Annotated in this window: 15 protein-coding genes; 4 read left to right on the forward strand and 11 right to left on the reverse strand. The window is 56.2% G+C overall.

What is annotated here, in order from left to right:
• Positions 1-692: 692 nt before the first annotated feature.
• Both ACNFH5_RS29780 and ACNFH5_RS29785 read right to left on the reverse strand, forming a co-directional pair.
• Positions 693-1,178 (reverse strand): hypothetical protein, encoded by a 486-nt coding sequence (locus tag ACNFH5_RS29780; RefSeq protein WP_058199728.1) that lies wholly within the window; start codon positions 1,176-1,178, stop codon positions 693-695.
• Positions 1,179-1,309: 131 nt separating this feature from the next.
• Complete coding sequence (locus tag ACNFH5_RS29785) at positions 1,310-1,588, reverse strand: hypothetical protein (protein WP_043157636.1); 279 nt, start codon at positions 1,586-1,588, stop codon at positions 1,310-1,312.
• Positions 1,589-1,702: 114 nt separating this feature from the next.
• On the opposite strand from ACNFH5_RS29785, the gene ACNFH5_RS29790 reads away from it, so the two are divergent.
• The 4 genes from ACNFH5_RS29790 (at position 1,703) to ACNFH5_RS29805 (ending at position 7,752) form a co-directional block, all read left to right on the forward strand.
• Positions 1,703-2,578, forward strand: a complete 876-nt coding sequence (locus ACNFH5_RS29790; RefSeq protein ID WP_170859649.1) for a helix-turn-helix transcriptional regulator — start codon at positions 1,703-1,705, stop codon at positions 2,576-2,578.
• A gap of 570 nt (positions 2,579-3,148) precedes the next feature.
• The gene (locus ACNFH5_RS29795; protein WP_034074088.1) at positions 3,149-3,856 is read left to right on the forward strand and encodes a hypothetical protein; all 708 of its coding nucleotides are present in this window, start codon (positions 3,149-3,151) and stop codon (positions 3,854-3,856) included.
• A 72-nt stretch (positions 3,857-3,928) separates the two neighbouring features.
• Positions 3,929-6,199, forward strand: a complete 2,271-nt coding sequence (locus tag ACNFH5_RS29800) for an McrB family protein (RefSeq protein ID WP_416752418.1) — start codon at positions 3,929-3,931, stop codon at positions 6,197-6,199.
• Positions 6,200-6,201: 2 nt separating this feature from the next.
• Positions 6,202-7,752 (forward strand): hypothetical protein, encoded by a 1,551-nt coding sequence (locus ACNFH5_RS29805; protein WP_416752420.1) that lies wholly within the window; start codon positions 6,202-6,204, stop codon positions 7,750-7,752.
• A gap of 60 nt (positions 7,753-7,812) precedes the next feature.
• Here the strand turns inward: ACNFH5_RS29805 and ACNFH5_RS29810 are convergent, their stop codons facing one another.
• The 9 genes from ACNFH5_RS29810 to ACNFH5_RS29850 form a co-directional block, all read right to left on the reverse strand.
• Positions 7,813-8,817, reverse strand: a complete 1,005-nt coding sequence (locus ACNFH5_RS29810; protein ID WP_416752422.1) for a helix-turn-helix transcriptional regulator — start codon at positions 8,815-8,817, stop codon at positions 7,813-7,815.
• Positions 8,818-8,896: 79 nt separating this feature from the next.
• Complete coding sequence (locus ACNFH5_RS29815) at positions 8,897-9,661, reverse strand: hypothetical protein (RefSeq protein WP_416752424.1); 765 nt, start codon at positions 9,659-9,661, stop codon at positions 8,897-8,899.
• An 8-nt stretch (positions 9,662-9,669) separates the two neighbouring features.
• Positions 9,670-10,746, reverse strand: coding sequence for a patatin-like phospholipase family protein (locus tag ACNFH5_RS29820; RefSeq protein WP_416752426.1), 1,077 nt, complete (start codon positions 10,744-10,746; stop codon positions 9,670-9,672).
• A complete protein-coding gene (locus tag ACNFH5_RS29825) occupies positions 10,739-11,650 on the reverse strand; it encodes a diguanylate cyclase regulator RdcB family protein (protein ID WP_416752428.1) in 912 nt (303 codons plus the stop codon). The genes ACNFH5_RS29820 and ACNFH5_RS29825 overlap by 8 nt, the downstream gene beginning before the upstream one ends.
• Entirely contained in the window at positions 11,647-14,052 is a 2,406-nt protein-coding gene (locus tag ACNFH5_RS29830; RefSeq protein WP_416752430.1) for a dynamin family protein, read from the reverse strand. The genes ACNFH5_RS29825 and ACNFH5_RS29830 overlap by 4 nt, the downstream gene beginning before the upstream one ends.
• A 703-nt stretch (positions 14,053-14,755) precedes the next feature.
• A complete protein-coding gene (gene recD, locus ACNFH5_RS29835; protein WP_416752432.1) occupies positions 14,756-16,789 on the reverse strand; it encodes an exodeoxyribonuclease V subunit alpha in 2,034 nt (677 codons plus the stop codon).
• On the reverse strand, positions 16,786-20,418 hold the full coding sequence (gene recB / locus ACNFH5_RS29840) for an exodeoxyribonuclease V subunit beta (protein ID WP_416752434.1): 3,633 nt from the start codon (positions 20,416-20,418) through the stop codon (positions 16,786-16,788). The genes recD and recB overlap by 4 nt, the downstream gene beginning before the upstream one ends.
• A complete protein-coding gene (gene recC, locus ACNFH5_RS29845) occupies positions 20,415-23,813 on the reverse strand; it encodes an exodeoxyribonuclease V subunit gamma (protein WP_416752436.1) in 3,399 nt (1,132 codons plus the stop codon). Before recC ends, recB begins: the two co-directional genes overlap by 4 nt.
• Before the next feature lie 116 nt (positions 23,814-23,929).
• A complete protein-coding gene (locus ACNFH5_RS29850) occupies positions 23,930-24,544 on the reverse strand; it encodes a hypothetical protein (RefSeq protein WP_416752438.1) in 615 nt (204 codons plus the stop codon).
• Positions 24,545-24,552 lie beyond the last annotated feature (8 nt).

Genomic DNA, 24,552 nt, shown 5'->3' on the forward strand with positions numbered 1-24,552 from the left:
GTATGTAGAGGCCAGAACAAGAAATTAAGCCTCGACGTCGGAATCTCTTTGCGATCCTGCAATAGCTCTCAACCGCAGCAGTGCTAAGTCAACGCTCAGCAACTTTGCTTCAATCTGGGCCCGCATCTTCTGCCCGGACTCTGACGAAACTGTCCCAGCCTTTAGAGCAGCCGCAAGCAGCGCCTCCAACTCATTCTCAGCCCCAGGTTTATGATGCAGCATCAACCGCGTGGCTAGGCGTTCGGACAATGCATCTCTTCGCTGATCCTGCTTACTGCCTGACCGAATGAGTTTTGCAATGCCGTAGCCAGCAGCTCCCGCCACTGCAGCAGACCCAACTACCCAGCCAATCGGAGTGGTCGTAACGAACACACCTCCTAGCAGGCTCGCCAGGCTTGTAGAGCCGAGCAATGTGGTAGCGCCTGCCATGCTCGCAGCACTTCCGGCCAATGCTGCTCCCGCGCCAGCGCCGCCGAGAAGTGCGGCCCCCTCCCCCATTACGCCAACTCGGTCTCGACCTTTAAGCTTATCGAGGGCCGCTCGAACCTTAGGATCCTCAAAGGCAATGGCAGCTAGCTCTTCGGATACGACCATTGCACCTTGATCCGGAGTGGGGTCTTCGGCTTGCACCCGCTCCCTCACAGCTTTCCGTAGCCGATGAACCTTCGCACTGTAGTCATCCATGACGAGCTTTAAACCTCGGAGTAATGGTCTCTGACTGCCAGAAAGACCGATTGGATGAACTCAAAGAACTTCCGAGCGAGCTGGATCGCCGCAACCAAAGGATCTGAAGAGGGACTTCCCGAATCAATGGTCGCCCCGACAGCTGCGCCCATCAGCACTGCAGCGCTGGTTGTAATTGGCGCGAGCAGAGGACCAATGAAAGGAATCGCTGAGGTTATTCCCCCGATAGCAGCCCCTATCGCCACGCCGATGGCAATTCCAGGATGGGCCTTGATGAATGCCAGAATCTGCCTCACAACGATCCTGCCGACAGTGATTACCTCTCCAGCAATTTTCCTTGTGGTAGACCAGATCGCCTCAAGACGAGTCATGATCTCTGCCGGAATACCGAGGCTCAATCCCTCGATGACCAGATCATCAAATTGATCTCTGGCGCACTCGGCGTTGAGCAACGTCAACTCGAATGCTCCCTGCGCCGTAGTCAGCTGCTGCATAACTCCCTCCCAATATCCTAATAGTGTCAATTTGCCCTCAAGCCACGATTGATTCAAGGCTCGCGGGCTCTCTACCCAAGTGATTGCTAGTCGCGTCAACGTTCATCGGTGCCCCTCTCGCCTCCGACACGTTAGCAACCGTGGCCAAAGGGCAACTGCAACAGTTGGATCTTGCGCTGCAGCTGCTCGACATGAAATTTCTCCGCTCGCAGGGCGGCCTGGAGCTCCATCAGGTTGCTCACCAAGTCAGCTCTATCTGCGCGCTCAATCTCCAGTTGTCGCTGGAGGCTGGCTTTCTGTTCCGCCAATTGGTCACAGCGCACCCAGAAAGACATGACCAAGCCGGTGCCCAGCAAGCCCAGGAAAAGCAACGTGGCCACAACAGCCCAGAGCAAGGTAAGAAAATCCATATCGAGGGCCAGTCTCCCGCAGCGGCCTAGAACACCTTCACGATATGTAGCTTTCCAAGCTGTATCTAGAATGTTTACATGTACAGGTAAACAATTCGAGCACATGGAGAGCCAATGAAACGTAAGCAGTCGATCGAGTCAGTCCGCTGGGATCTGGCCCTTCGCTATAAGCTAATAGAGACCGTGGTCTGGTGGGAGGGACGGCTAACCACAGGTCATCTGATGCAGAGCTTTGGCATCAGCCGACAGCAGGCGTCAAAGGACATCAATACCTACATCAATGAGCATGCGTCCAAAAATCTGACATACGACAAGCATCTGAAAGGGTACGTACCGAGTAAGCAGTTCAGGCCCTTGTTCATTGACGACAGTGCCAGCGCCTACCTACACCTGCTGAATCAAAACCACGAGCGTGCCCCGCACGTCGAGGGGTTAGCGCTCGCTTATGCCCACACAGAAGTCCTGAGCGTTCCCGATCGTACAGTTCGCCCCGAAGTACTACGCCCGTTGCTCAGAGCCTGCCGGGAAGGTTTACGCCTGGAGTGCGAGTACGTGTCCTTTACCACCCCGAGTGGTGAAACCAGGCTGATAGCACCTCATACACTCATCTACACCGGCATACGCTGGCACGTCCGGGCCTACTGCGAGAAGAACCGCGATTATCGTGACTTTGTGTTGAGCCGCTTCCGTGGTATCCCAGAGCTAATGGATGACCAGTCTGAACACACCCGAGAAGACGACCTTGGATGGAACACGCTCGTTCCGGTCATCATCGAACCCGATTCGCGGCTTAAGCCTGAGCAGCGAAGCATCATCGAGGCCGACTACGGCATGCAGGATGGCCAGCTGGTGATTGAAGTCCGCGGCGCACTGGTTCAATACGTGCTCCAGCGCTATCAGATTGACCCTACAAAGCTGCATACCAAGGCGACTGCACAGCAGATAGTCGCGGCGAACCTTGATGAGCTGCAGCCCTGGCTGTACCGCTGACAATCCGCCTCCCACCCGCACCGATACTTGCGGTTATCAGGCGCTCTCTCCGGAGAGCGCCTGCACTCTCCGTGTCCTCGCAAACAAACGCCCTAGCTCAATGACTGGCATTGGCTGTGAAGCACCTTCAGTGAGCGACACAACTTGTCGCCCAAAGCAGCCAATCTGTTGTCGATTGACGGCCACGGATGCAGACATGTTTTCACCGCCACACCCCTTCACCCTCACCTGCAGTTACTGCTCCTGGAAGAAGACTTATCTTCCTAGCGAAGGCACTAGAATGCGTCCTCGCGAATGGCTTACTGGCTGCCCTATCTGCCAGACCCCCTCATTGGATGTGCGCGTCGCGAACAGGAAGGAAATCCTCAAAGAACGCCTGGAGCAGTTCTTAAAGAACTCCGGGCATCATTGATCTTTTGGTCGACCTTGACACATGGGAGATGGCACAGCGCCACTCCCTTTGAGTAGCATCAAACTCAATACGGTGCCATGCCGATACATTGAGCCACAGACGCGCCACTCCCCTCATGTATGCCTGACACCTCGAGCCTGAGACAAGGAAGCCAGACGATGCCACGACACCACTACTCCAACAGAGCCATCCTGATTCTCGAAAACCCTTGGGAGCTGGATGAGGGAGATTGCAACCGCACGAGCGTACTGCCCTTTGTCGAAGGCATTGCCAAGCTAGCAGGCGATACCGAGGTGTTTCACGCCAACTTCTATGACAAGCGAAGCTTCGATCGAGCCCTCGAAATTCTTTGCAGCGCTCGCTTCAACAACGCAGTTATCTACATCGCAGCGCATGGCAACAAAGGCAAGGTGGGCGGCGTCAAGCTGGAGGACATTCTGTTCGCAATCGGAGATCACTCCAAGAATACGAACATCACCGGCATCATGCTGGGATCCTGCTTCGCCGGCACGGACACCGATACCATCGAGGTCTTTATGCAAGGCACGAACATCAAGTGGTGTGTCGGCTACTCGTCCAGCTGCGATTGGCTCCCTGCCACGATGATCGACTGCTCGATCATGGCCTCAATGCTAGAGCTCGATGAAGAAGAGCTTTCAGACCGCGCGACCATGATCGAACTGCTCGCCCAGGCCCTCGCCCCGTTCTCGCGCACTTATGTAATAGGTGAAGACACCGATGACAACGCGATGACAATGGAAGAGTCCATTCGCGTGGTCATGCAACCCAGCGGTCGCGGAAATCGAGCTCGTCACGTGACTGACGAGGTGTTAGAGGAGCACGAAAAGCTCCAGGAATTCGCCTGACCCCCCAATAGGCTAGCCCCATCCATTACCTGTAACGACTCCGCCGTTTTGAGCAAAGGAGATGGCTCCTCGATGGTCCTGAATCTGAAAGACGACGCTCAACTAAAGCAAGCATGCGACACAATCCTGCAACAAACCCTAACGCAAAAAGGGAATCGAGATTGGGTAGCAGGCCTGCTCACACTGCTGCAGGAAGTTCGCGACGTCGACGAGCCAACCTTTTTCAGCGAGCGGTTCCAACGCAATCTGTGGGATAGCGAGCAGGTCACGTCCACCGGGATGGGGCAGGTCGATATCTCCAAGGTCGCCCAAGACACCAGCGTGATTGAGCAGCTGTGGCGGCTTAAAAACCGATTCCCGGGCCTTGAAAGAGCTCAACAAGAGCTGCTTATCACCGAAACCTGGAACGCTCTGATCACCGCTATCACACCGCTGGTGAAGCGTTTTCCTAAGCTCAAGATGTACCGCGTATTCGCAGTGCTTTGCCCAGGATTTTTCACCACCATCGGTCACTCCCGAAAACTTCGCGAGCTCGCGAGCGCAATGGGGGCTGCCCAAAGAGGTGAGTCACGCCAGCTCCTTCATCGCAAGGTGCTGGACCGTCTTGATGAAGTGCTCGGCCCCGCCGCCGACATTTTCACTACCGCCGGCGTGGAGCGCATGACCCTACCCTGGCTGCTGTACGTGACATACGTCCAACGGCCGGAACAAGAGTCTACAGAGCTGGCCGACCCAGAAACGGGCAAGGAGCTGCTCAACCCTCTACCTGCAGAACGTCGGCGCCGTGGGCTGCTTTCGATTGGCGGAGGGATTGCCACCATTCTGGCAATGATTGAATTTGCGCGAGAAGGATGTACGCGTGAAGACTTCATGCAGCACCTTCAATCGCTCAATCCCGCCTTCAAGAAGTCCTCGTTGAGTACCCAACTCAATGCACTGATCGCAGAATGGGGCGTTCTGCGCGCACAGGGAACCGATCTACAACTTACTCCCCGCGGCGAGGCCCTCCTGGAATCAGGCGAGCCAGATGAAGTAATCGATTGGATGATCACTCGCATCCTTGGCTTCGACAATCTGCTGCTCACGCTCAAACACACACCTCTATCCACCCAGCAAGCGAATGACCTGCTACGCCAAGTCAATCCCGGCTGGACCAGCAATTTCGCGCCGAGCGCCCTCGTAAGTTGGCTTCGCTCCCTGGCCCTGGTTGAACTAGATGGAGCAAAGCTCCTTCGCCTGACTGACAGGGGCGAAGAGTGGGTCGCACGCATTCACTGGACACCGGGTGCCCTGAAAGCAATACCAATTGCCACAGGCCCCAGTGATCCCGAGGCTCCCCGTGCTGCTTCGTCAATCAAAGCGAGCCGGCCGGCCCTGATGGAGATCATCAAGGGCTTTGCTCCAGAGATTCAATTTCCCCAGCAGCTCATCGCCCAGCTTGATGCGGGACTTTGGAGCCATTTCCGTCGCCATTTGGCCGTACTCACCGGGCTCAGTGGCGCGGGCAAAACACAACTGGCTCGGGGATACGCGCTGAGCCTCTGGCAACAAACCCAAGATCCTCACGAGGGACTGCTCATCGTGCCAGTGCAGCCCGGCTGGCACGATCCCTCGGCCCTACTTGGCTATGTGAACCCACTGGAGGCCGACACGTATGTGCGTACGGCCTGCCTGGACTTCCTGCTACGCGCCAGCGCTGATCCCGCTAGCCCTTACACGCTGATCCTGGACGAAATGAATCTGTCGCATCCGGAGCAATATCTGGCTCCTCTTCTGTCAGCGATGGAGACCGGCGATCACATCGAGCTCCATGCACTGGGGGACGGCATCAGTGACGTACCGACATCCATCCCCTACCCCGCCAACTTGCTGATCATTGGCACCGTCAACATGGACGAGACCACTCATGGCTTGAGTGACAAAGTGCTCGACAGAGCGGCGGTAATCGAATTCTGGGATATCGATGTCGAAGCATTCCCGGGCTGGGCGACAACATCGCTGCCAACAGAACAGATCACCATAGTGCGCTCCTTGTTGGCAGAGCTTGTCCAGGCACTTAGGCCAATGCGCCTGCATTTTGGCTGGCGGACTCTTCACGACGTCATCGGCTACCTCCAGGAGGCTGCCAATGGACAAGTCATCCCCTTCAACCAAGCCTTGGATCAGGCTGTTTACGCGAAGGTGCTTCCAAAGCTTCGCGGCGAAGACAGTCCGCGTTTGCAGAAGGTATTCAAAGACGTCCTTGAGGTGCTGACGAACGTCAAGTTGGAAGCGTCCAAAGCCAAGGTGACGGAGATGCTCGATGACCTTCATCACCTAGGCTCAGCCCGATTCTGGCGCTAAGCATGACGAGCCTTCACTGCTACAACGAAAAAAACGTAGCTATACCGGTTACCCCTGGCGAGCCCGCCTCAGGGTTTGATGAGCTGGGTTCGTACCGTTTCCGAGCTCTGCCAGAGCATCGGCTATACATCGACGATGCGCTGCTGCCCGAGCAGCTGCATGAAGGTGAAGTCGTTTGGCTTTGGGAGCCAGGATTCTTTGCGGGTGAGGTCTCTGCTGAGTTAACGAATCTGAGCGGCAGCATCGTCGCCCAGTACCGTCTGGATGTCGCCCCCAGCAGCGATAAGCTTGGCAAAGACATCTTTACAAAGATGCTGGAAGACATCGTTGCCTTCGACGCGAAACTGCTGTTCGGCACAGAGAGCGCGCAGATCTCCATAGGCACGGACGGCGAGGATTCAAACCCTCACCTACAGTACGCGCGGCTTCGGCGCTATGGAGAGTCGCTAGTTGCCGCACTCCGTCAGGTGACCGAGCGCCCCCTTACCAGGCTTCGCCGAGAACGCGTTGCAGTAGGCGCGCACCAGGTTAGGCGCTTGGAGCCATCAGCGGTCCGAGCAGCTCTTAAGAGCCGTACGATAATTCTGGGATCGGAGGGCGTGACACTGCCCTCGTCGCAAGCCAGCTTCGAAGTCGCTGCGGTTTTTGAGCATCAAGATAATCCTGCAAATCAGGTGCTTGGAGCGATACTTCTCAAGGTAATGTCTCGCTGTCGCCAGACGATTCGAGCCTTTGAACGTATTGCTGAAACGGAGCGCCGCTCCGATACGCGATCGGAGCTAGCACCACGCTTAAAGAGGCGCATCGCCTTCCTCGATGGCCTGTACCGAGCACTGCGGCGCCAGCAGCGAATGGAGCCCTTCTGCCACCTGAGTACTCAGCGAATCACTGCCGCCGGGCTCAATGCGATCTCCGCTCACCCTATCTATGCGCGGGCTTACCGTTTCGGCTGGCATAGCCTAAGGCCTGGGGTCTTGGGAACGACAGGCGAAGAGAGCCTGTGGATCAGCCCTTCCTGGGAGATCTACGAGCGCTGGTGCTATATCAAAATCGTCGAGCAGCTGCGTTCACGCTACCCCACTCTAAAGTGGAATGGCCGCTATCCGACACAGAGTGACGACTGCATTTGCTGGAGCGGAAAGGGTTCGGATTTCACGTTGGAAGTCTGGCTTCAGGTCCGATGCCCATCAATCGACAAAAAGAACTATGCCGGCTTCTCTAGCCTCTCAAAACGGCGCTTCCCTGACATCGCGATTACGTTGGAGTCAGGGAACCGACGCAAGCTCGTGATACTCGATGCAAAGTACAGGACCAGCCGCGAAGGGGTTCTCGACGGCATGGCTTCCGCCCATATCTACCATGACAGCTTGCGCTGGTTCGATTACCAACCCGCTTGCGCTCTTCTGTTAATCCCACGCGGAGGAGCCGTAGAAAAGCTACAAAGCAAGGAATTCTGGCTCGCGCACGGCGTCGGGGTGGCCCAACTCGGAAGTGACGACGACGCCAAAGCGGTCGTTGATCAACTGGAAGAATTACTGGCCGTAAACGACTAAAAGGGAGGCCCGTGCCATCGGTGTGAACAGATAGGTCCGATGGCATGGGGACGCTGGCTGTCAGGCGTACAGCTGCCTGACTCTCTCCGCTTTTTCCTTAACTGCATCTACCCAAATTTGCGGTTCATGAACGCGAATGTTCTCGTTCAATCCGAATATCCACCACAGCGTTTCCTGATCCTGCGGCACGCAAGCCTTCAAGCGTTTCCAGTCCGATCCTGGCAAATACTCGATCGTTTGCTCCTGGCTCAAGGGAGTTTCACCCAAATGCCAGGCAATTTGAGGTGAGACGTCAGCCTTCAGCTCTACCATGGGCACAGGGCCTGCGCTGTTGAAGCCACCGCCGTTCAGATACTCATCAAGATCCACATCCGCGTCCCCCACAGCAGGGAGATCGAGACATTCAGCCTCACGGATGCGGTGCACAGCAAATTGAATGACATCGCTGTAACCATCAACCGTAGCAATCAGGTAGCTGATCGAGTGGCGAGAAATGAAACCGACAGGGTGCAGTCGCATCTCCTTAAGCGTCGCCTTGCTGCGGCTAAGGTAAAGAACTCGCAACTGACGATGCTCCAGCAACGCTGTCGACACCTGGTCCCATATCTGAAGCGGGATCGGTGCCGGGACCAAGGCTCTGCCATTAGGCACAGCACGTACGCGTCTCGCCCAATGCGATAGTCCGTTCTGCCCCAACCCTTCCAAGTAGTTACGAGCCCGGTTGAACTGCGGCGCCAGCAGGTCGAGTGCGCTTTGCGGTAGAAGGCTCTTAAGATGATCCTGAGCCAGATACAGAACCAGCGCAGTGGAGGGGTCCATCTCTCGCAGATCCAGCTCCGCATCCTTTGTGAAGCTCCACCGATACGGTGAAACGCTCTCATCGCACATCAACGAGAAAGGCGTGCTAAGCCGATTCAGATCTCGTTGCACTGTACGCATATCAACGAAAAAGCCACGGTCGCGCAGCTTCTCCAACAACGTTGTCGATGCGATGTGACCTGGAAATTCGGGGATCAGACGCAGCAACGCAAACATCCTGAGCAGCGTATCCTTCGCTTCAGACATAGCACTACCTTTACTTGTTGCACTCTTGCAACGACCTCACAGTGCAATTACGCACCGGTCAGTCGCAAAGAACATAGGGTCAACCGGGATGCCGAGCCTCAAGGCGGATGAGCGCAATCAGCACAACACAAGGAACTGTGACCCGGAACGCGGGGCCAGTTAGGCTATAGGCTCCCCAGATTCCGCCCAGCGCAAGCCCGATGGGCCCCAACGCTACTGCGGCCCCACGGCCAGCTGCAAACTGCGCAACTCCTGCAGCAGCGCCTCCCCAGGAAAGACCAGTAAACGCTGCGCTAGCTCCGAAGGTTGAGCTCGCCATGGAAGCAGCCAATATCTTCGCTAACGTCGTTCCAATCTCGGTTGCCCCCATAACGGCCTGACGCAGAACCTCCAGTTGGTCCTTGTCCGGCATACCGTTTACCTTCAGCACTTCACACAAGGGCTCAAGTTCAGCCTCAGACAACTTGCTCCAGAAGTGTCTAAGAAGCTGCACAAGCACTCGACGCTCCAACTCAATGATCGAGTCTCCGTCCTCGCGCTTCCCTTTTAGATGATCGAGTACATCCACGACGATCGACGCCCAGGGAGCACCCTCGCTACGCCACAGGTTGGCGATGCTGTTGCCTCCAAAATGCAGCAGCTCGCTGATAAGCAGCTCCAGCTGAGCCTCGGAATACTCGCCGTCAGCCTTAGCCTGAACCAGGGCCTTGCAGTTGGCAGCCGACAACATTAGGCGCCCTTTCCCACCATCAGTGATGTAGTCCACCAATAGATCGAGGTACTCAGAGTTCGCATTCGCCAGCAATCGCTTCAACGCATCAACTTCACTTACGTCTTCTTCCACTGCCATCTCTACTTCAACCTAGCCATTGCGTCTGCTAGCGCCTTGTCGGCCTGTGCACTTTGCTGGTCGAGAGCATCCAGCGCAGCTTCGGAGACACGTAATTCGTTTCGACTTTTCTGAGCGTCCATGACCCTTCCGACGCATGCAAGCGTGTCGCGATATCCCTGATCAATCCAGGAGGGGATCTTTTCAGCATCAAATCCGAGCAGGTCACGAGCCCCCCCAAAGGGGCCTTGGGCGCGATTGAGCGATTCACTCGGCCGAATCTCCAGGATGGTTGCACCCGGAAAATCGTGTCGGCTCCAAGGGGATCCATCGCTGAGATGTGTAACGATAACCAAATTACAGCCAGCCTCGAGCAGCGGCTGGATAGGGGTATTGCCTTGCATGGTTTGCCAACCACCTTGACCACCATCGGTGTACCGCTGGCCTTCGATGGTGCGGGGTTTGAACAACATTGGAATCGCAGCGGACGCTAGAAGCAGCTTCTTGCGCTCGGCAGGTTCCATCGACTGGATATGAACAAAGTCAGAATCCGGAGTATCGATGAAGCCAAGCTCTGCTTTGAAAGCAGAGAGAAGATCAGTCAACCCGCCATAGCTCTTGTAGATAGAGACATAAAGCGGCAGACCAGTATCAAGGTCATCAGAGACGAGGTACTCATCCATTAGCTCCTTGAGTGGCTGGTCATCGAGCAAGCTGTCCTCAAGAAACTCCAGCCATTCGGGCAGCTCGTAATTTAGTCGGCGAGCAATGTCCTGTGCAGCATGAAGAGCTGCTAGCGCAGTACCTGCACCCTGAAGCCTCAAGCCTGCTGCGGCAAGCATCATTAGATACCCGGGGACTTTCATATTCAGGGGCGACTGTTTGGCCAACCGCCCCCAAAGCTCCTCAAGACGCTCAATCGCGACGTCCAGAGATGGAGCAGAAGCCAAAACGCCCCCGTTCAGAGCGCCGATGCTAGCTCCTGAGACTGCATCAATTCGAGTGCCCAGCTCCCTGAGAGCCTTGAGCACGCCGACTTGATAAGCGCCTTTGGCTCCGCCACCAGACAGAACCAATCCAACCTTCATCGACTCAGCCATGCCGCGCCTCCAGGAACAGCTCGCTAATGAGTGTCTCGGTGAATCGCTGTGCGGAGCCTAAACGCGGGACCTGTAGCGGCAACTCCTCTGGCTGCTGGGAAACAGCGAAAATAAACGGATTACGCTCTACGTCAGCCCAGTCGCCCAGATATTCCAAAGCATCGTTTGCATCGGTTAATACATGGCGTCCTTGCGGCTGAGCGAGCCAGCGGTCTCGAGTACCAATCCGCTCCCCTAAGCTCAGATTCGCGTCCTGACTTAGCTGGACGATGGCGCGATCAGCCAATAGCTCGAGTTGCTTTTGACGCTCATGGCCCGAGAGCCGCTGGAGATGGTCGCCAAACGCGCCCCAACGCAGCTCCTCCAGCGCGGCATAGCAGCGCCCTGACAAGGAAAAGCTGCTTAACCGTCCCGCCGCCCATTTGCTGAAGACCGCGTCTAGATGGACTTGTGCCTGCTGCAAACTACCAATACGAGCGACCTGTTGCTCCAGCGCACCGCACCTCCCTTCTAACTCGTCAGATAATTTCTCCAAGCGCTGACGGGTTGTGATGGAGTAATTTGCAATTTTAGCAACATCTTCTTTAAGCGTACTTACACGAGTATTTACCTGGATAATGGCGTGATTGCTCTTAGCTAAAGATCCGCTAAGGTCTTTGAGCCACTCCAGGGCCCCCTCTACCCCATCAGTGAGGCTGGCATTAATTTCGGATTGGTGACGTGCACCTTGCCCAGTGAAGCCATCGTACATCCGGGAGAAGAAAGCAGTTCTACCAGCGATATAGCGCTGGCGCTCGCGAGCAACATCAATACCGTTTGCAAAATCGACAACGAACTTCTCCGGCAAGGAGGTAAGTAGTTGTAGAACTTCCGACTCTAATGTCAGCGCACCAGATTCACTCATGCTACCACCTCCCCCGAAGTAGGCTGTACATCATTCTTAAGCTCCTCGCTGTCCTTACGGATTCCTGGAACATTTCGTTTCAGACCCGTAAGGCGCTTAGCCAACGCTTGCTGCTCTCCACGACTGCTCTGCTTGTCGATCAGACTCTGCGCTAAGTCACTACGAATATTCTCTAACGTAAACTTTAGCTGCCTGAAAAACTGAAGCACACCGGCCTCTAAAGGAGCCTTAATGGTGGAATCAGTAGTCTCACGCAATTCAGAGAACAACTGAGCAACGGAATTATTAATCTGCACCCGGACCTTGTTTATATTTACTTCATAATAGCCTTCAGAGGCTTGGTAAGACTCCCAGCCCCAGTCAGAACTATCAAACAAACCACAAAGCTTCCCCCAAACACTAGTGCTGCGACGATATCGCCTCACTGAGCGAGTCCTGCTATCTACAACCTCTCCCAACAGCTCACTTGCTGTATAAGGGAAGGACAAAGGGGCAGTATCTGGAAGTCGAACATCAATCGAGAATCCATCTTGATTAAAGCGCTGATTAAGTGCGCTTACCAATCCTTCCGCCTCACCTCTGATATCTCGAGAAAAACTCTCTCGAAACTTTTTAAGCAGACTCTCCACATCACCAGTCAGGATCTTCTCGCCATCTGCAATTACTTCTGCAACCCCGTTTTCTATATTCTTCACCAAGGCTACGGCTTCTTCCTGGCTACTAAAGCTAATCAAAGGATGGCTTTCGTCAAATTCAAATCCGAACCCCTCTCGCTGGCGCTCGGGATTCCCCAGGAAGGCTCTGATAACCTCACCGACACCGACACCGAAGGGAACAACCTCCTTCCGTTGAGAGCGCACACGCTCTTTCTCGGACTCTTTTCCGGCCTTGAATTTTTCCTCAATCTCCTGATCAATTCCCTTCCTAATCGAGTTGAATATATCTTCCAACTCGCTAGATATCTCCGCCATGACCTTATTGGACTTATCGCCACTTTCCTTTTCGAGTCTTTCGACCCTTTCAACATCATCTAGAATCGACTTTATCTGAGCCTCTAGTTCTTCAGCGCTTTTGGCTAACGCGGTATCACGAACTTCCAAGAAGCTATTTAGGCGTGATGCTATATCAACCAGCTTCGACGCCGCGGATGCGATAGCAAGCTTTGCCGCCTGTCCATGCGCCATGCGGATGACGTTGTCCAGTGGCGCGCTGAAAAGAGACTTCTTCCACAGCGTTTCCGCCTTACGCGAAACCTCACCTGCGTCTTCGATGGTTTCTTCCCAGCCCATACCTAGAGCTAGCTCGCCGAAGTCGGCTACCCAAGCTTGGCTGGCGGACAAGGACCTCCCATTAGCGATTTCATGACGGGCCCTATTGGCCAAATACCCCCAACGGGAGGAAACGGGGAAGACATGTTCTCGCTTAAGGCACTGCCCCATTAAGGTGTCAGCGACAAAACTTTGAATCTGCTCTGCACTGTCGCCATGCCGATCCCTCTGGTCAAATTTATTGACCAAAGCATACATGCGCCCGCTACACACCTCAGAAATACTCTCTAACTCTTGACGTACCTGCTCATCAGCGTCCGACTTGAGTTGGGTGAAGTCCATAACAGCCAGAACGGCGGAAGCATTTCTAAGCTGTTCCCGGAGCATCTTGCGCAAATGTGGCTGCCCCGCCTCATTGGGCCCAGGAGTGTCCAGTAGAGTGAGCCTTCCTCCTGTTTCAGCCTTATCCCCCAAATGAGCGAAGCGCACCTCAATCACAGGGAGCTCATGCACTTCGTCATAACTAGAGAACGGGAACTCCTCCTCCAACGCTGCCGACAGCCGTACCAGGTCATTGAGATTCTTGAGGAAGCCGAAAATTGCCTCAGCTCCTTCATATTTCTTACCGAAACGCTCTTGCCGCTGAATCATATTCAGCAGCTCCTTCATATCGTCGGTACTGTCGAGGCCATTGATGGCCTGCCTCCCAGCGGGAGTGTGAGATGTTTCATACAGCTGCCCCAGAAGATCGTTAATCGGAGCGCTATTTTCCAGGCGTAGCACTGGCTCGATCTGCTCGGGAGTGTGGCGAATGAGCGTCGGCAAAGCTGTCATCGGCCGGTTACGGTTCGGCAACACCTCAGTACCAACAATCGCATTGATGGTGGTGGACTTCCCTGCCTTCATCGTGCCGACGACAGCCAGTACCATATCCAGGTTCTCTAGCTTGGCTCGCTCACCACGCAGCATCTCAATGTCTTTGCCAATCGAGGTGCTGGAGAACGTCTGATGCCCACCATCCTGCTCATCTACCACCACACCTGGCTCGGCCTGCATCCGTTCAAGCAGGTCAATTTCAACATCAAGAAGCCTGCGCGCTTCCTCCTGAAGAATTGCGATGGTGTTTTCGTGCATGTCATCTCCTTGAACGTGCCTCTTCTTTTCTGAGGCCAGCAAATTACGAGCGCGCTGCATCTACTGCACGCTTGAAAAGTTCGGTTGAGGTAACCAGACGCCCTAATGGCAGGCGTACGCCATTAGGTGAGAGGTGGCAGAGAATTGAATTGACGAGCTTGCTCCGCAAGTCGTCGGGAATATTTATCCAGGATGCGCCAGTTCTGGCGGGAGAAGGAACCGCGGAAAGCAGCATCGCGGCAAAATCCAAGATCAGGCCAGTGCATCGCATCCTTGATGGCGGCATCGCTTCAATTCCCTAAAGCTTGTCAAACACACGTCGCCAGCCGATTGGCACGCGCAATGGTGCAAGCCTACAACGGAAGGTGGCGTTTGGCCATGCAACAAAAGCCTTACATAGATGATTACTCACCACCGACGAGCCAGAAGCAGACGCACAACCTTCGCCTTAAGAATCTCCCCTTGCGAAGCGTACCGCTGCTGCAAAACCTCACATCCACATTGAGGGCACTTGTCGAACCAGTCCCTGCCCAAAGCCAGCGCGTCGCTTAGAGGGATTACGATTTTCTTCCATCGGCAGGATGTACAGCTGAACACGTAGGGGTGGGGCGGCATCGGCATCACATGTACTCGCGGCGACCAAGAGATTCCAAACTGGCAGACAGGAGCGACAATTCATGTCGCCCCGCCGCAGTTTGCGCTCCTAACCCCCAGCAATCAGTGACTCTCTCAACCCGCTGCGTCGCTCAATTCGCTTGCGCACGACACTTTCCAGTAGGCCTACCCGGCTTTCCAACAGGGTAAACCAGCTTCTAGCGCGAGTAATGCCGGTGTAGAGCAACTCCTTAGTCAGCACGGGGCTCATCGTATCGGGCAGAATCAATGCACAGTGCTCGAACTCTGAGCCTTGGGACTTATGTACGGTCATGGCAAACACAGTTTCGACCGCACTCAGTCGACTCGGCAGGATATGCCGCAGTTCGCCACTACCATCGTTACGAGGAAAAACCACTCGCAAAACCAGATTCGGCGGAGAATCGGGCAGATCCGCAGGCTCAGGCAGACGCAAGGCGATACCGACGTCGCCATTCATTAACCCCAAGCCATAATCGTTTCGAGTTACCAGTACCGGCCGCCCCTCGTACCAACCATGGTCCTGTTCCAACAGGCCCCTCCCCTGAAGCGCGTGAGCGATGCGAGCATTTAGCTCGTCTACTCCCCAAGGCCCTTTACGAAGAGCACATAGCAACTGGAACTGGTCAAAGGCAGATAACACACGACTAGCCCAGGCATCCCAGACCCCACCATCATCACCAGGCGAAGGACGATTAGCCCGCATCACCTCCAGGTAATGCGCGTAACCGCAGGGACCTCGATCTCCAGTTCCGACACCATCGAGTAGCAGCGATTCTAAAGCTCGATCTTGCTCTCCCGAGAGCCACTGAACATGCAAGCTCTCGTCTCCATCGACAAGCGTCGCCCGGGTAGTTGCGGCATCACCAGCATTAACAGCGCGCGCCAAACGACCAATTCCAGACCTACTGCCAAAGCGCCGAGAGTGGCGCAACATCACGATGTGCTGTGCCAGCTCTTGCTCGCCCTGCACCAACTCTGCTGCCATTAATTGCTCGCCGGTCTGAGACTCTAGCCACTCGGAGGTGGCTTCGCTGTAACCGCCCCGCTCCGCCTCCCTACAGAGGTCGCCCAGTACTGCCCCGGCCTCAACTGAAGCAAGCTGGTCCTTATCTCCGAGCAGTATCAATCGAGCGTGGTCAGGCAAGGCCCCGAGAAGATTGGCCATCATTTCCAGGTCAATCATCGACGCTTCATCCACCACGAGCACATCTAGCGGAAGTGGATTGCTTGCGTTGTGCCGGAAGTGGCGAGAGTCAGGCAAGCTGCCAAGCAATCGGTGCAATGTGGTTACGGTAGTAGGTATCTGCTCACGTACGTTCGCTGGCACCGGCAACGACGCCACCTGATCACCAATTGACTCGGTAAGACGTGCAGCGGCCTTACCAGTTGGTGCGGCCAAACTCACTCGCAACGGCGCCCCCACAGCAAGCGCAGACTCCTGCAGTAGGGCAATGAGTCGAACTACTGTGGTGGTTTTCCCGGTACCAGGCCCTCCCGTGATGAGAGTGAAATGTTCACGCGCGGCGAGCGCACATGCCACTTTTTGCCAGTCGGTCTTGCGCTCACCATCCAGCAGAAACGGCTCGGGAAATAACGTCGACAGGCGAGCAGCAAGGTCCTCTGGTGCATCTGCCGGCAATCGCATCCGTCGCGTAATGCTGGTAGCAACTTGCTGCTCGTAATCCCGGTAACGTCGCATGTACAGACAAGGACCGATCAACACTAGCGGAGCGCAATCACCTTCTAACAACACACTACCGGCACAAGACTGTAGCCACGCCTCTAAACTCAATCCTGCCAGTATCTGGGAGGGTAGCAGCGCAGCTACCTCCGGGGCTTCGCCTTCGGGCGGCAATGACAGGGCCAGGTCTGGGTGTCTCAGCGTCGCTTCAAGATCAAGGCATATATGGCCCTGTCCCAGTTGATGACTTGCCAACGCGGCAGCCAGGATCAGGAGCGGAGAGGCGGTTGGGTCCAACTGAATGAAGAACTGAGCCAGTGCCCGGTCCAGATCACGCAGCCAGCCGCGCTCGCACCAGCTTTCGAGCAGTTCAAACGTTTCAGTATGGTCGGAAAGTGCCGAGGACGATTCAACAGTCATGCGAATCTCTCCTGGGACTGACCAAGAAACAAGGCGTCTAGCTGCTCAATCAACCCTCTCGCGGGGCGAGTCTGGTAAACCCCGCCCCCTGGGGAGCGCACAAACAAGTAAAGAGCTCCCCCCATATGACGGTCATAGTCGTAATCCGGCAGACGTAAACGCAGTTGACGGTGCAGTGCTAGCACGTAGAGCACGTACTGTAGGTCGTAGCGATGGGCCGCCATCGACGACTCCATCGCCTCGCGCGTGTAAGCAGCATCATCAGCACCGAGCCAGTTGGACTTGTAGTCCGCTACGTAGTAGCGCCCTTGGTACTCGAAGGCCAAGTCAATGAAGCCCTTGAACATGCCGTTCAGTGTGTCGGCTTGCAAAGGCTGCCGCGGTAGGCCGGGCAGCTCAGTACTCCTGACCAATTGATCTAGCTGCCTGACATCGACCTGCCGGGCCTCGAACCAAAACTCCAGCTCAGCCTGATACTGAGTCAAATCTCCTAAGCTCACCGAGCCCCCGTCGCCGAGAGCCATTTGCTGACTCAGCAACGCCAACAGCCACTCGTGCAACGGATCGATCCAAGCCTCGAGGCCACGACGCTGACAACGTCGTGCCACGAGCTCGCGCAGCTGCGCTTGGTTCGCTAGACAGTGGGCAAAGCCTTCCTCAGCAGCCAACTCCAGAAGGCCATGCAGGAACGTTCCTGGATTCGATCCGCGAGGGAAACGATGCAGCCCGTGAGTGGACATGAGCAACGATGCCGGTACTACTTCGGAGCTGTCATCATCAGTGGAGTTCTGCATCGCCAGGCTGTCTGGCGCGGTATCCTCATGCCGACTCACCGGGATGATCGCCCCCTCGTCTACGCGCAGTGCACTGTATGACGCAATCCACCAGTGCTCAGCGGCATCCCGTGCTGGGGTGCTCCATTGAACGGGAGGGAGTTGCGCCTCATCTGCGCGGTAATGCTGTTGGCTGGCTTCTGGGGCAGCTGCGACTGCGCTGCGCAAAGGATCGATCAAAGGCGCCAGCCATCTGTTCAAATCTTGGCTAGCAGCTAGCGGTAGGCCACCGCCAAGCAAATATCCCAGAGCAGAATCGTGTAGCCGCGACCGATGTGCGTTACCAATTTTCAGATCCGCAACGCCCATCCAACACGCATGTCGTGCCCGTGTCAGAGCAACGTAGAGCAGGCGCAAATCCTCACCCAAACGCTCGCGCTCAGCACGCGCCAGGGTTTGTGCGTCGGCGTTGAACACCAGTCGCCGCTGCTCCCCATCATGTATTTGAATTGGTTTATCGCCATCTACCGACCGGAAGGCGCAAATGAAGGGCAAAAATACCAGCGGGTACTCCAGACCTTTGGACTTGTGGATCGTCACCACGCGCACCAGCGCTTCGTCACTCTCCAGACGAAGCACCTGATCGTCCGCAGCCGGCCCCTCATTGGCTAGCAGCTCACTCAGATGTCGGATCAGCGCCAGCTCGCCATCAAGCTCAGCAGAGGCCTGCTGTAGCAGCTCAGCTAAATGCAACACGTTAGTTAGTACGCGCTCACCCTCCGCACGCCCCATCAGACGCTGTGGCAGCGCGAAATCCTGGAGTAACTGACGCAGCATCGGTAGAACACCCTGGCGCTGCCAACGCTGGCGGTACTCCCGGAACTGCATCACTCGACGTTCCCAAGTACGCTCATTGAGGTTCAGTGCTTCTAGCTCGACGAGATCCAACCCCAACGTTGCACTCGCAAGCGCCGCTCGCAGCGGACGATCTTGATCGGGCTCGGCGCAGGCACGAAGCCAGAGCAAGACATCTCGCGCTTCCTGTCCGGCAAAAACTGAGTCTTTGTCGGACATATACACGCTGCGCACACCGTGGGTTGCCAACTCCCCTCGGATAGCCTGGGCTTCTTTGAAATCGCGCACCAGCACTGCAATGTCGCTAGGTCGCAGCGAGTCAAACTGACCTTCGCGTCTAAATCCAGCCCTCCCCTGCTGCCCCAAATCGAGCAAACGGACAATCTCGCTGGCCGCCCCTTCTGCCAAAGCCTTGCGATAGGTCTTTTTTGCCACTGGCTTGTCTTGGGTCAACTGCAAAGCAGTGAGCGCCGGCTGTTCCTCGCCCTCCACAGTCCAAACTTCTTCGCGTCCTTCTGCCTCCACTCGAATGAACGGCAGCTCGTCACGTAGTAGAAATGCCCCGCTCCCGACTGCAGAGCGCTCAGCACGCAGGAAGAGCTCGTTCACAGCATCAACCATGTTCTGGCTGGAACGGAAGTTACGCTCTAGGTTGTAGTGGCGCCCCAGGGTTGCACGGCGAGCCCGCAGATAGGTGTAAATATCGGCGCCACGAAACGAATAGATGGCCTGCTTGGGATCTCCAATCATGAACAATCCACAGTCCTCCCGATTGGCCTCGACCTGGTAAAGCGTGTCGAAGATGCGGTACTGCAGCGGATCGGTATCCTGGAACTCGTCGATCAGCGCAATCGGGAATTGCCGACGAATTACCTCGGCAAGGCGCGGACCATTGTCACTCTGCAGCGCTGCGTCAAGACGGGACAGCATGTCGTCAAAGCCCATCTCAGCACGTTGGCGCTTTTCGTGATCGAAGCGATGACTCACCCAAGCAGCTGCATGGCGCAAGGCCGGCTCAACGGGATCAGGGAGCCTTTTCAGTTGCTCGGGCAGCGTGATCATGGCGTTCAGGGCAGGGTGATCGGGCGGCGTCGTTTTCCAGATTTCAGCTAGGCCGTTGGGAGTCAGACGCTCGAAGCCTCTGCCAATTTTCAGTGCCACCTCAGCACCAGAGGCCCATTCCCTCAACTTCCTGCTCCAGCCCTTGTAGTCCGGCTGTTTGAGCTTACTTCCGTTGAACGCTTTGGATTCTCGTGCCTGATCTAGCAGCGATTCGATCTCATCTGCCCAGGCCGACCATGGTGCCTTCAGGTCTGACAGTTCTTGCGCTCGCCTGGCTTGGCTGTGATCAATCACCTCTCGAAGCGAGAGGCTGTCAGGAGCGTCCGTCTCGCCAAGCAGATCCTGCAACTTCTTGCCAAGACCCGCAGGGGTTTCCCAGTTCTTAACCACCCATGACAGCGCAGCCCCATCTAGCGGATAGCAATGCTGTCGCCAATAGTCACGGACTACCTCAGCCAGTAGGTCGCTGTGATCGGTCTCTAGGGTCTGGTTGAACAAGCTGCCACTGTCGAAAGCATGTTCGCGCAACATGCGCTGACACCAGCCATGAATTGTTGAGACCGCAGCCTCGTCCATCCACTGCGCAGCCAGCTCCAAACGTCGCGCACAACTTGCCCACTCAGCTTCGGGAAAATCACCGCGCAACTCCTCGAGCAACTCGTCTGGCTCACCGTCTCCTCGAAAAACCTCCGCCGCCTGCACTAACCGCGCACGAATGCGATCTCGCAGCTCTCGAGTAGCCGCATCAGTAAAGGTCACGACGAGTATCTGGGGCGGCAAGAGGGGCTCACGGAAGGCGTGCTCGCCTCCATGGCAAAGGATCAGCCGCAAGTAGAGTGCGGATATGGTGAAGGTCTTACCCGTACCTGCACTTGCTTCAATCAGTCTGCTGCCACACAGCGGGAAGCGCAGGGCCAGAGGCCGTTGTGACGAACTCATGCCTGGGACTCCTCAAGCTGGGTCAGCTCACTATCCAAAAGAGATCGATAGAGATGTTCGCTCAAAATCGGGAACTGCCCGTCTGCGATGAGCGCAGAGTAGTCGGGATATTGGCGAGCAAGGCTGGCGCTAGTGGTAACCTCACCGACGATCTTGAAGGCACCCTCATAACAGCTTTGCGCCTTGTCCTCATCCTGGTTCTGCAGCCAATTCACAGAGGTTTTCAGAGCCACTGGCAGAGGAACCGCCATACCAGTACCCCAAGCTTGCAACCACCCACCTAGTACGCGTTCGGCATCGACCTCCGATACCGGCGCGAAGCTCAGCGACTGATCCTCCCCCACCAACAGCGTCGTCAGTGGTGCTCCGCAGGCCGCTGCAATAACGTGCATCACGTACGGCCGCAACAAACGGTGCCACTTCAAATCGTTATCGTTGGCGAGGCTACCAGGCATCAATTCCAAACGAGCCAGACGTCCATCAGCATGACGACGCAGCCCACTGAGCCAACCCTGCAGCTGTATACCGGAGGCTTCAAAAGCCAGTTGCAGGGAAGACTCTTGGCATTCGAGCCAAAGCTCGCATAGCGAGCTGTATCGCTCCATCTGATTTGGCAATGGCCCCAACAGATCTGCACGGTACTGCTCGCCAAAGCCAGCAAGCGGCAGTTGACCACTGCGCCTCAATCGATTGGCAGCTGCTTCCAAAGCATCCTCGCGATCTTCCTGCGGCACTGCCAGTGCAGCTTTGAGCAATTGATCCTGCAAGTGGTAGCGCTCCAGACCATCAAGGCCAAAGGGCTCGCTATCCAACTGCGTCTGTTCCTCTTCGTCCAAGTACACCCTTAGGCGGCGCGTAAAGAAGTACTTAACCGGATCCTTCAGGAAGCTCTGCAATTGCTCGGGACTGACTTTGCGGCCCTCCTCCCACTGCGAAAGGGCAGGCGCCGCTGTTGGTACAGCTACCTGCCCATACAGCTCAGCCCACTCGTGGGCATAGCTAAATAGACCTGACTCGCCCCCAAAGTACCGGCGACTAAAGGGTTGAAGGGGGTGCACCGTAGTCAGCGCCGTGAGCAGTTTCCCTGCTCTCGACAAGCGCCATCCGCTAGCCAAGTGATCGCGCAACTGGCCAATGAGTACCGAAGGGGGTCGTTCGCTATTGTCACGAATGCTGCGTCCGGCCCAGCTCACATAGAGTCGTTCACGAGCAGCCAACAATGCCTCAAGCAGCAGATAGCGGTCGTCCTCGCGCCGCGATCGGTCTCCAGGGCGGTAATCACCAGCCATCAGATCGAAATCCAGCGGAGCCTTACTGCGCGGATAGTCGCCATCATTCATGCCCAGCAAGCAGACATGACGGAATGGGATGGCTCGCATCGGCATCAACGTGCAGAAATTCACCGACCCAGCCAAGAATCGCTGACTCAGCCGCCCCTGATCGAGGTTTGCCAACCACGCCTCGCGTACCACTGGCAAGGGCAGTATCTCGCTCAATGCCGCAGTATCGCAAAGCGCTAACCAGCCCTCGAGAGCGTCCAACAGTTGAGTACGCAATATCTCGTCGCTATCACTACAGGGCAGGAAGAAAGCCTCTAGCAGCCCGCGCAAACGCTCTCCCCAGGTCGACGGCACAGCCGGCTCTTGAAGAACCTGCAAATGTCGATCGAGTGCGTCCAGCAAACGAGTTAGTGGACCAATCAGTACCGCATCGAGGCCACCCACCTCATCGTAAGGCTCGATCTCGGCAAAGCTCCCAGCGGCCCCAACTGCATATCCCAGCAGCATGCGTCGAAGACCGAAGCGCCATGTGTTCTGCTCCAGCCCTTCACTCTGACCTAGAGACTGACGCTGGGCAGCGTCCAAGCCCCAGCGCACGCCAGCACCCTCAAGCCAACGACGAAGCATCGGCATGTCCTCTTCAGCGATGCCAAAGCGCGCACGTACAGCTGCTACATCCAGAAGGTCGAGTATTTCGCTGACACTAAGTCGGCTCTCAGGCAGCCGCAGCAAATGCTCCAATGCAATCACTAGAGGTTCTTTGCCACGTACGCCTTGGTCAGCCAAGGTGAACGGGATGAACCGCGCGTCCCCAGGGGTGGACTGACCGAAAACCGCCTGAATATGCGGCGCATAGGCATTCACGTCCGGCACCATCACGATTACATCGCGCGGCCGTAGGCTCGGGTCGGAGCTAAAGCACGCCAGAAGCTGATCGTGCAGCACCTCCACTTCACGCTGAGCGCTGTGGGCTACATGGAAGCGCAACGAGCGATCAAGATCAGGATCTACCGGCGGGTGAGTCGCTCGAGTTTCGGCCAGCGTGCGCAGATCCAGGATGTCGTTCTGCAACTGACCAAGCAACGTGCTTTCAGGAGCCGCAGTGAACAAGTCGATGCGCTCGAACCGGTCACGATAACGCTCAGGCTCGTCATGCCGGTCGAGTAGGTTGATGTAGTCGCGCCCTTGTTTCCCCCACGCAGCCAACAACGACTGAGCATGTTGGTGCATCTGCGTGTCGTCGAATGGCCCGTTTAGTCCACCTTTACGCTGCTGCCGTCGGTAGTCGTGGAGTAGCAGATCCTTGTCTTCGACAATATCGCCCCAGTGGTGCTGGCAAGGATTGTGGACATACAGCATGACCTGGGTAAAACGTGCCATTGCCTGCAGCGCCTCCAACACCTGAGCTGGCAAGGAAGAGATCCCGAAGACCGTCAACCGACGCGGCAGGCCCGGTGGTCGTTCCTCAAGCTCTCGCAGGCGGGCGACGAAGCGTGGGTGCACGCCCGCCCGGCTCTCCGCCAAATGCTCGTGCCCTACATCGCTGAGCAAGGCTCGCCACAAAGCCGGCTGCCACCGAGAGGTATCGTCTAACAGACGCTCGCCGCCACGCGATGTGCGTAGCCGATCTTGCCCCTCAGCCCAATCAGCCAACCAGTCGGCGCGGTAAACTTGGTATTGGTCAAACAGATCTGCCAAGCGCTCGGCCAATTGATATCGCTTACGCAGATCGCTGTCGTCCGACAAAAAGCGGCGCAAGGGAACGAAAGCATCATCAGCGAGCAAGCCAGGGAGCAATCGCATCAGACGCCACGTCAGGGGGGCCTTGTCCAACAGCGATTGAGGAGGAATCGCGTCCTTGCCCAAAACGGTGCGGTAGGCTTGCCACAGAAAGCGCGCCGGCAGATCAACATCAAGCGCCGCGGCGATCCCACAGCCTTCGTGCTCAGCGAGCGCAAGCTTAAGCCACTGAGCGATGCCATTGCTTTGCACCAGTAGCACTTCGTTTTCCAGTGGCCGCAATGGGTAGCAGCGCATCCACTGCACCGAAAGAGAACGCAGCTCTTCCAGGTGATTGCCGTGGATGATGATCAGGCCAGGCTCAAGCTCCTGCATCAGTCAGGTTCCTGCATATGCACAGAAGGGAAACGTTAAAGGAGCGCGACGACAACGCATGTCGTCGCCACCAACTCATGGCTCACAAAGTGCGCAACAGCGTTGAAACAGCATCGCTAAACGGCAACCGCCACTGCCGGTCCTTTCTCTGGGGGCACCTTCACGGCGGGAGAGTTGAGGAACATCACCACTTCAAGCGCGCGTAGCGGCGAAACCGCATACCCCATTTTCCGATTGACGGAGGCATGGAGCTCAGGAAATCGATCGTCCTGCTGCAAGCGCTGCAGCAGGCCCAGATAGGTTTCATACTCGTCGGCGTTGTTGACTCGATAAGCGTGTGCAGCCTTCTGCCCACGGTGCAGGAAGCGGTAGATCCTCGAGTCCCAAATCGCGAATGCCTCAGGGTTCACAAAGTGGAGCAGCTTGGATGCCCCAACGACAGACCGATTAACGAGACCCGCTAGCTGCTCAACCTCTTCACGGCTAAGTCGTCCAGCAGTGCGAGCTTTGTTGAGCAATGCCACCCCGGCATGTACATCAATCGACTCGCTGACGTGGATTTCCAAAATGGTCGGCATCCACCCGTACACCATGTGGGCACCGCAAACGAAGGCTTGCTCGTCCAGCACATGCGGCGTCTTCAACGCCGACAAAATATGGGGGTAGGCACGAATGTAGGACTGTGCCCGATCAATTTGGGTGCACGGTTCAATCTGGAAAACGTCGATCATGTCGCTAC

It is taken from the genome of Pseudomonas sp. NY15435 (assembly GCF_048068295.1).
GTDB lineage: Bacteria > Pseudomonadota > Gammaproteobacteria > Pseudomonadales > Pseudomonadaceae > Pseudomonas.

Excerpts from the sequence above, each read along its gene's own strand:
- ACNFH5_RS29780 (WP_058199728.1), bottom strand. The coding sequence starts at position 1,178 with ATGCAGCAGCTGACTACGGCGCAGGGAGCATTCGAGTTGACGTTGCTC.
- ACNFH5_RS29785 (WP_043157636.1), bottom strand. The coding sequence starts at position 1,588 with ATGGATTTTCTTACCTTGCTCTGGGCTGTTGTGGCCACGTTGCTTTTC.
- ACNFH5_RS29790 (WP_170859649.1), top strand. The coding sequence starts at position 1,703 with ATGAAACGTAAGCAGTCGATCGAGTCAGTCCGCTGGGATCTGGCCCTT.
- ACNFH5_RS29795 (WP_034074088.1), top strand. The coding sequence starts at position 3,149 with ATGCCACGACACCACTACTCCAACAGAGCCATCCTGATTCTCGAAAAC.
- ACNFH5_RS29800 (WP_416752418.1), top strand. The coding sequence starts at position 3,929 with ATGGTCCTGAATCTGAAAGACGACGCTCAACTAAAGCAAGCATGCGAC.
- ACNFH5_RS29805 (WP_416752420.1), top strand. The coding sequence starts at position 6,202 with ATGACGAGCCTTCACTGCTACAACGAAAAAAACGTAGCTATACCGGTT.
- ACNFH5_RS29810 (WP_416752422.1), bottom strand. The coding sequence starts at position 8,817 with ATGTCTGAAGCGAAGGATACGCTGCTCAGGATGTTTGCGTTGCTGCGT.
- ACNFH5_RS29820 (WP_416752426.1), bottom strand. The coding sequence starts at position 10,746 with ATGGCTGAGTCGATGAAGGTTGGATTGGTTCTGTCTGGTGGCGGAGCC.
- ACNFH5_RS29825 (WP_416752428.1), bottom strand. The coding sequence starts at position 11,650 with ATGAGTGAATCTGGTGCGCTGACATTAGAGTCGGAAGTTCTACAACTA.
- ACNFH5_RS29830 (WP_416752430.1), bottom strand. The coding sequence starts at position 14,052 with ATGCACGAAAACACCATCGCAATTCTTCAGGAGGAAGCGCGCAGGCTT.
- recD (WP_416752432.1), bottom strand. The coding sequence starts at position 16,789 with ATGACTGTTGAATCGTCCTCGGCACTTTCCGACCATACTGAAACGTTT.
- recB (WP_416752434.1), bottom strand. The coding sequence starts at position 20,418 with ATGAGTTCGTCACAACGGCCTCTGGCCCTGCGCTTCCCGCTGTGTGGC.
- recC (WP_416752436.1), bottom strand. The coding sequence starts at position 23,813 with ATGCAGGAGCTTGAGCCTGGCCTGATCATCATCCACGGCAATCACCTG.
- ACNFH5_RS29850 (WP_416752438.1), bottom strand. The coding sequence starts at position 24,544 with ATGATCGACGTTTTCCAGATTGAACCGTGCACCCAAATTGATCGGGCA.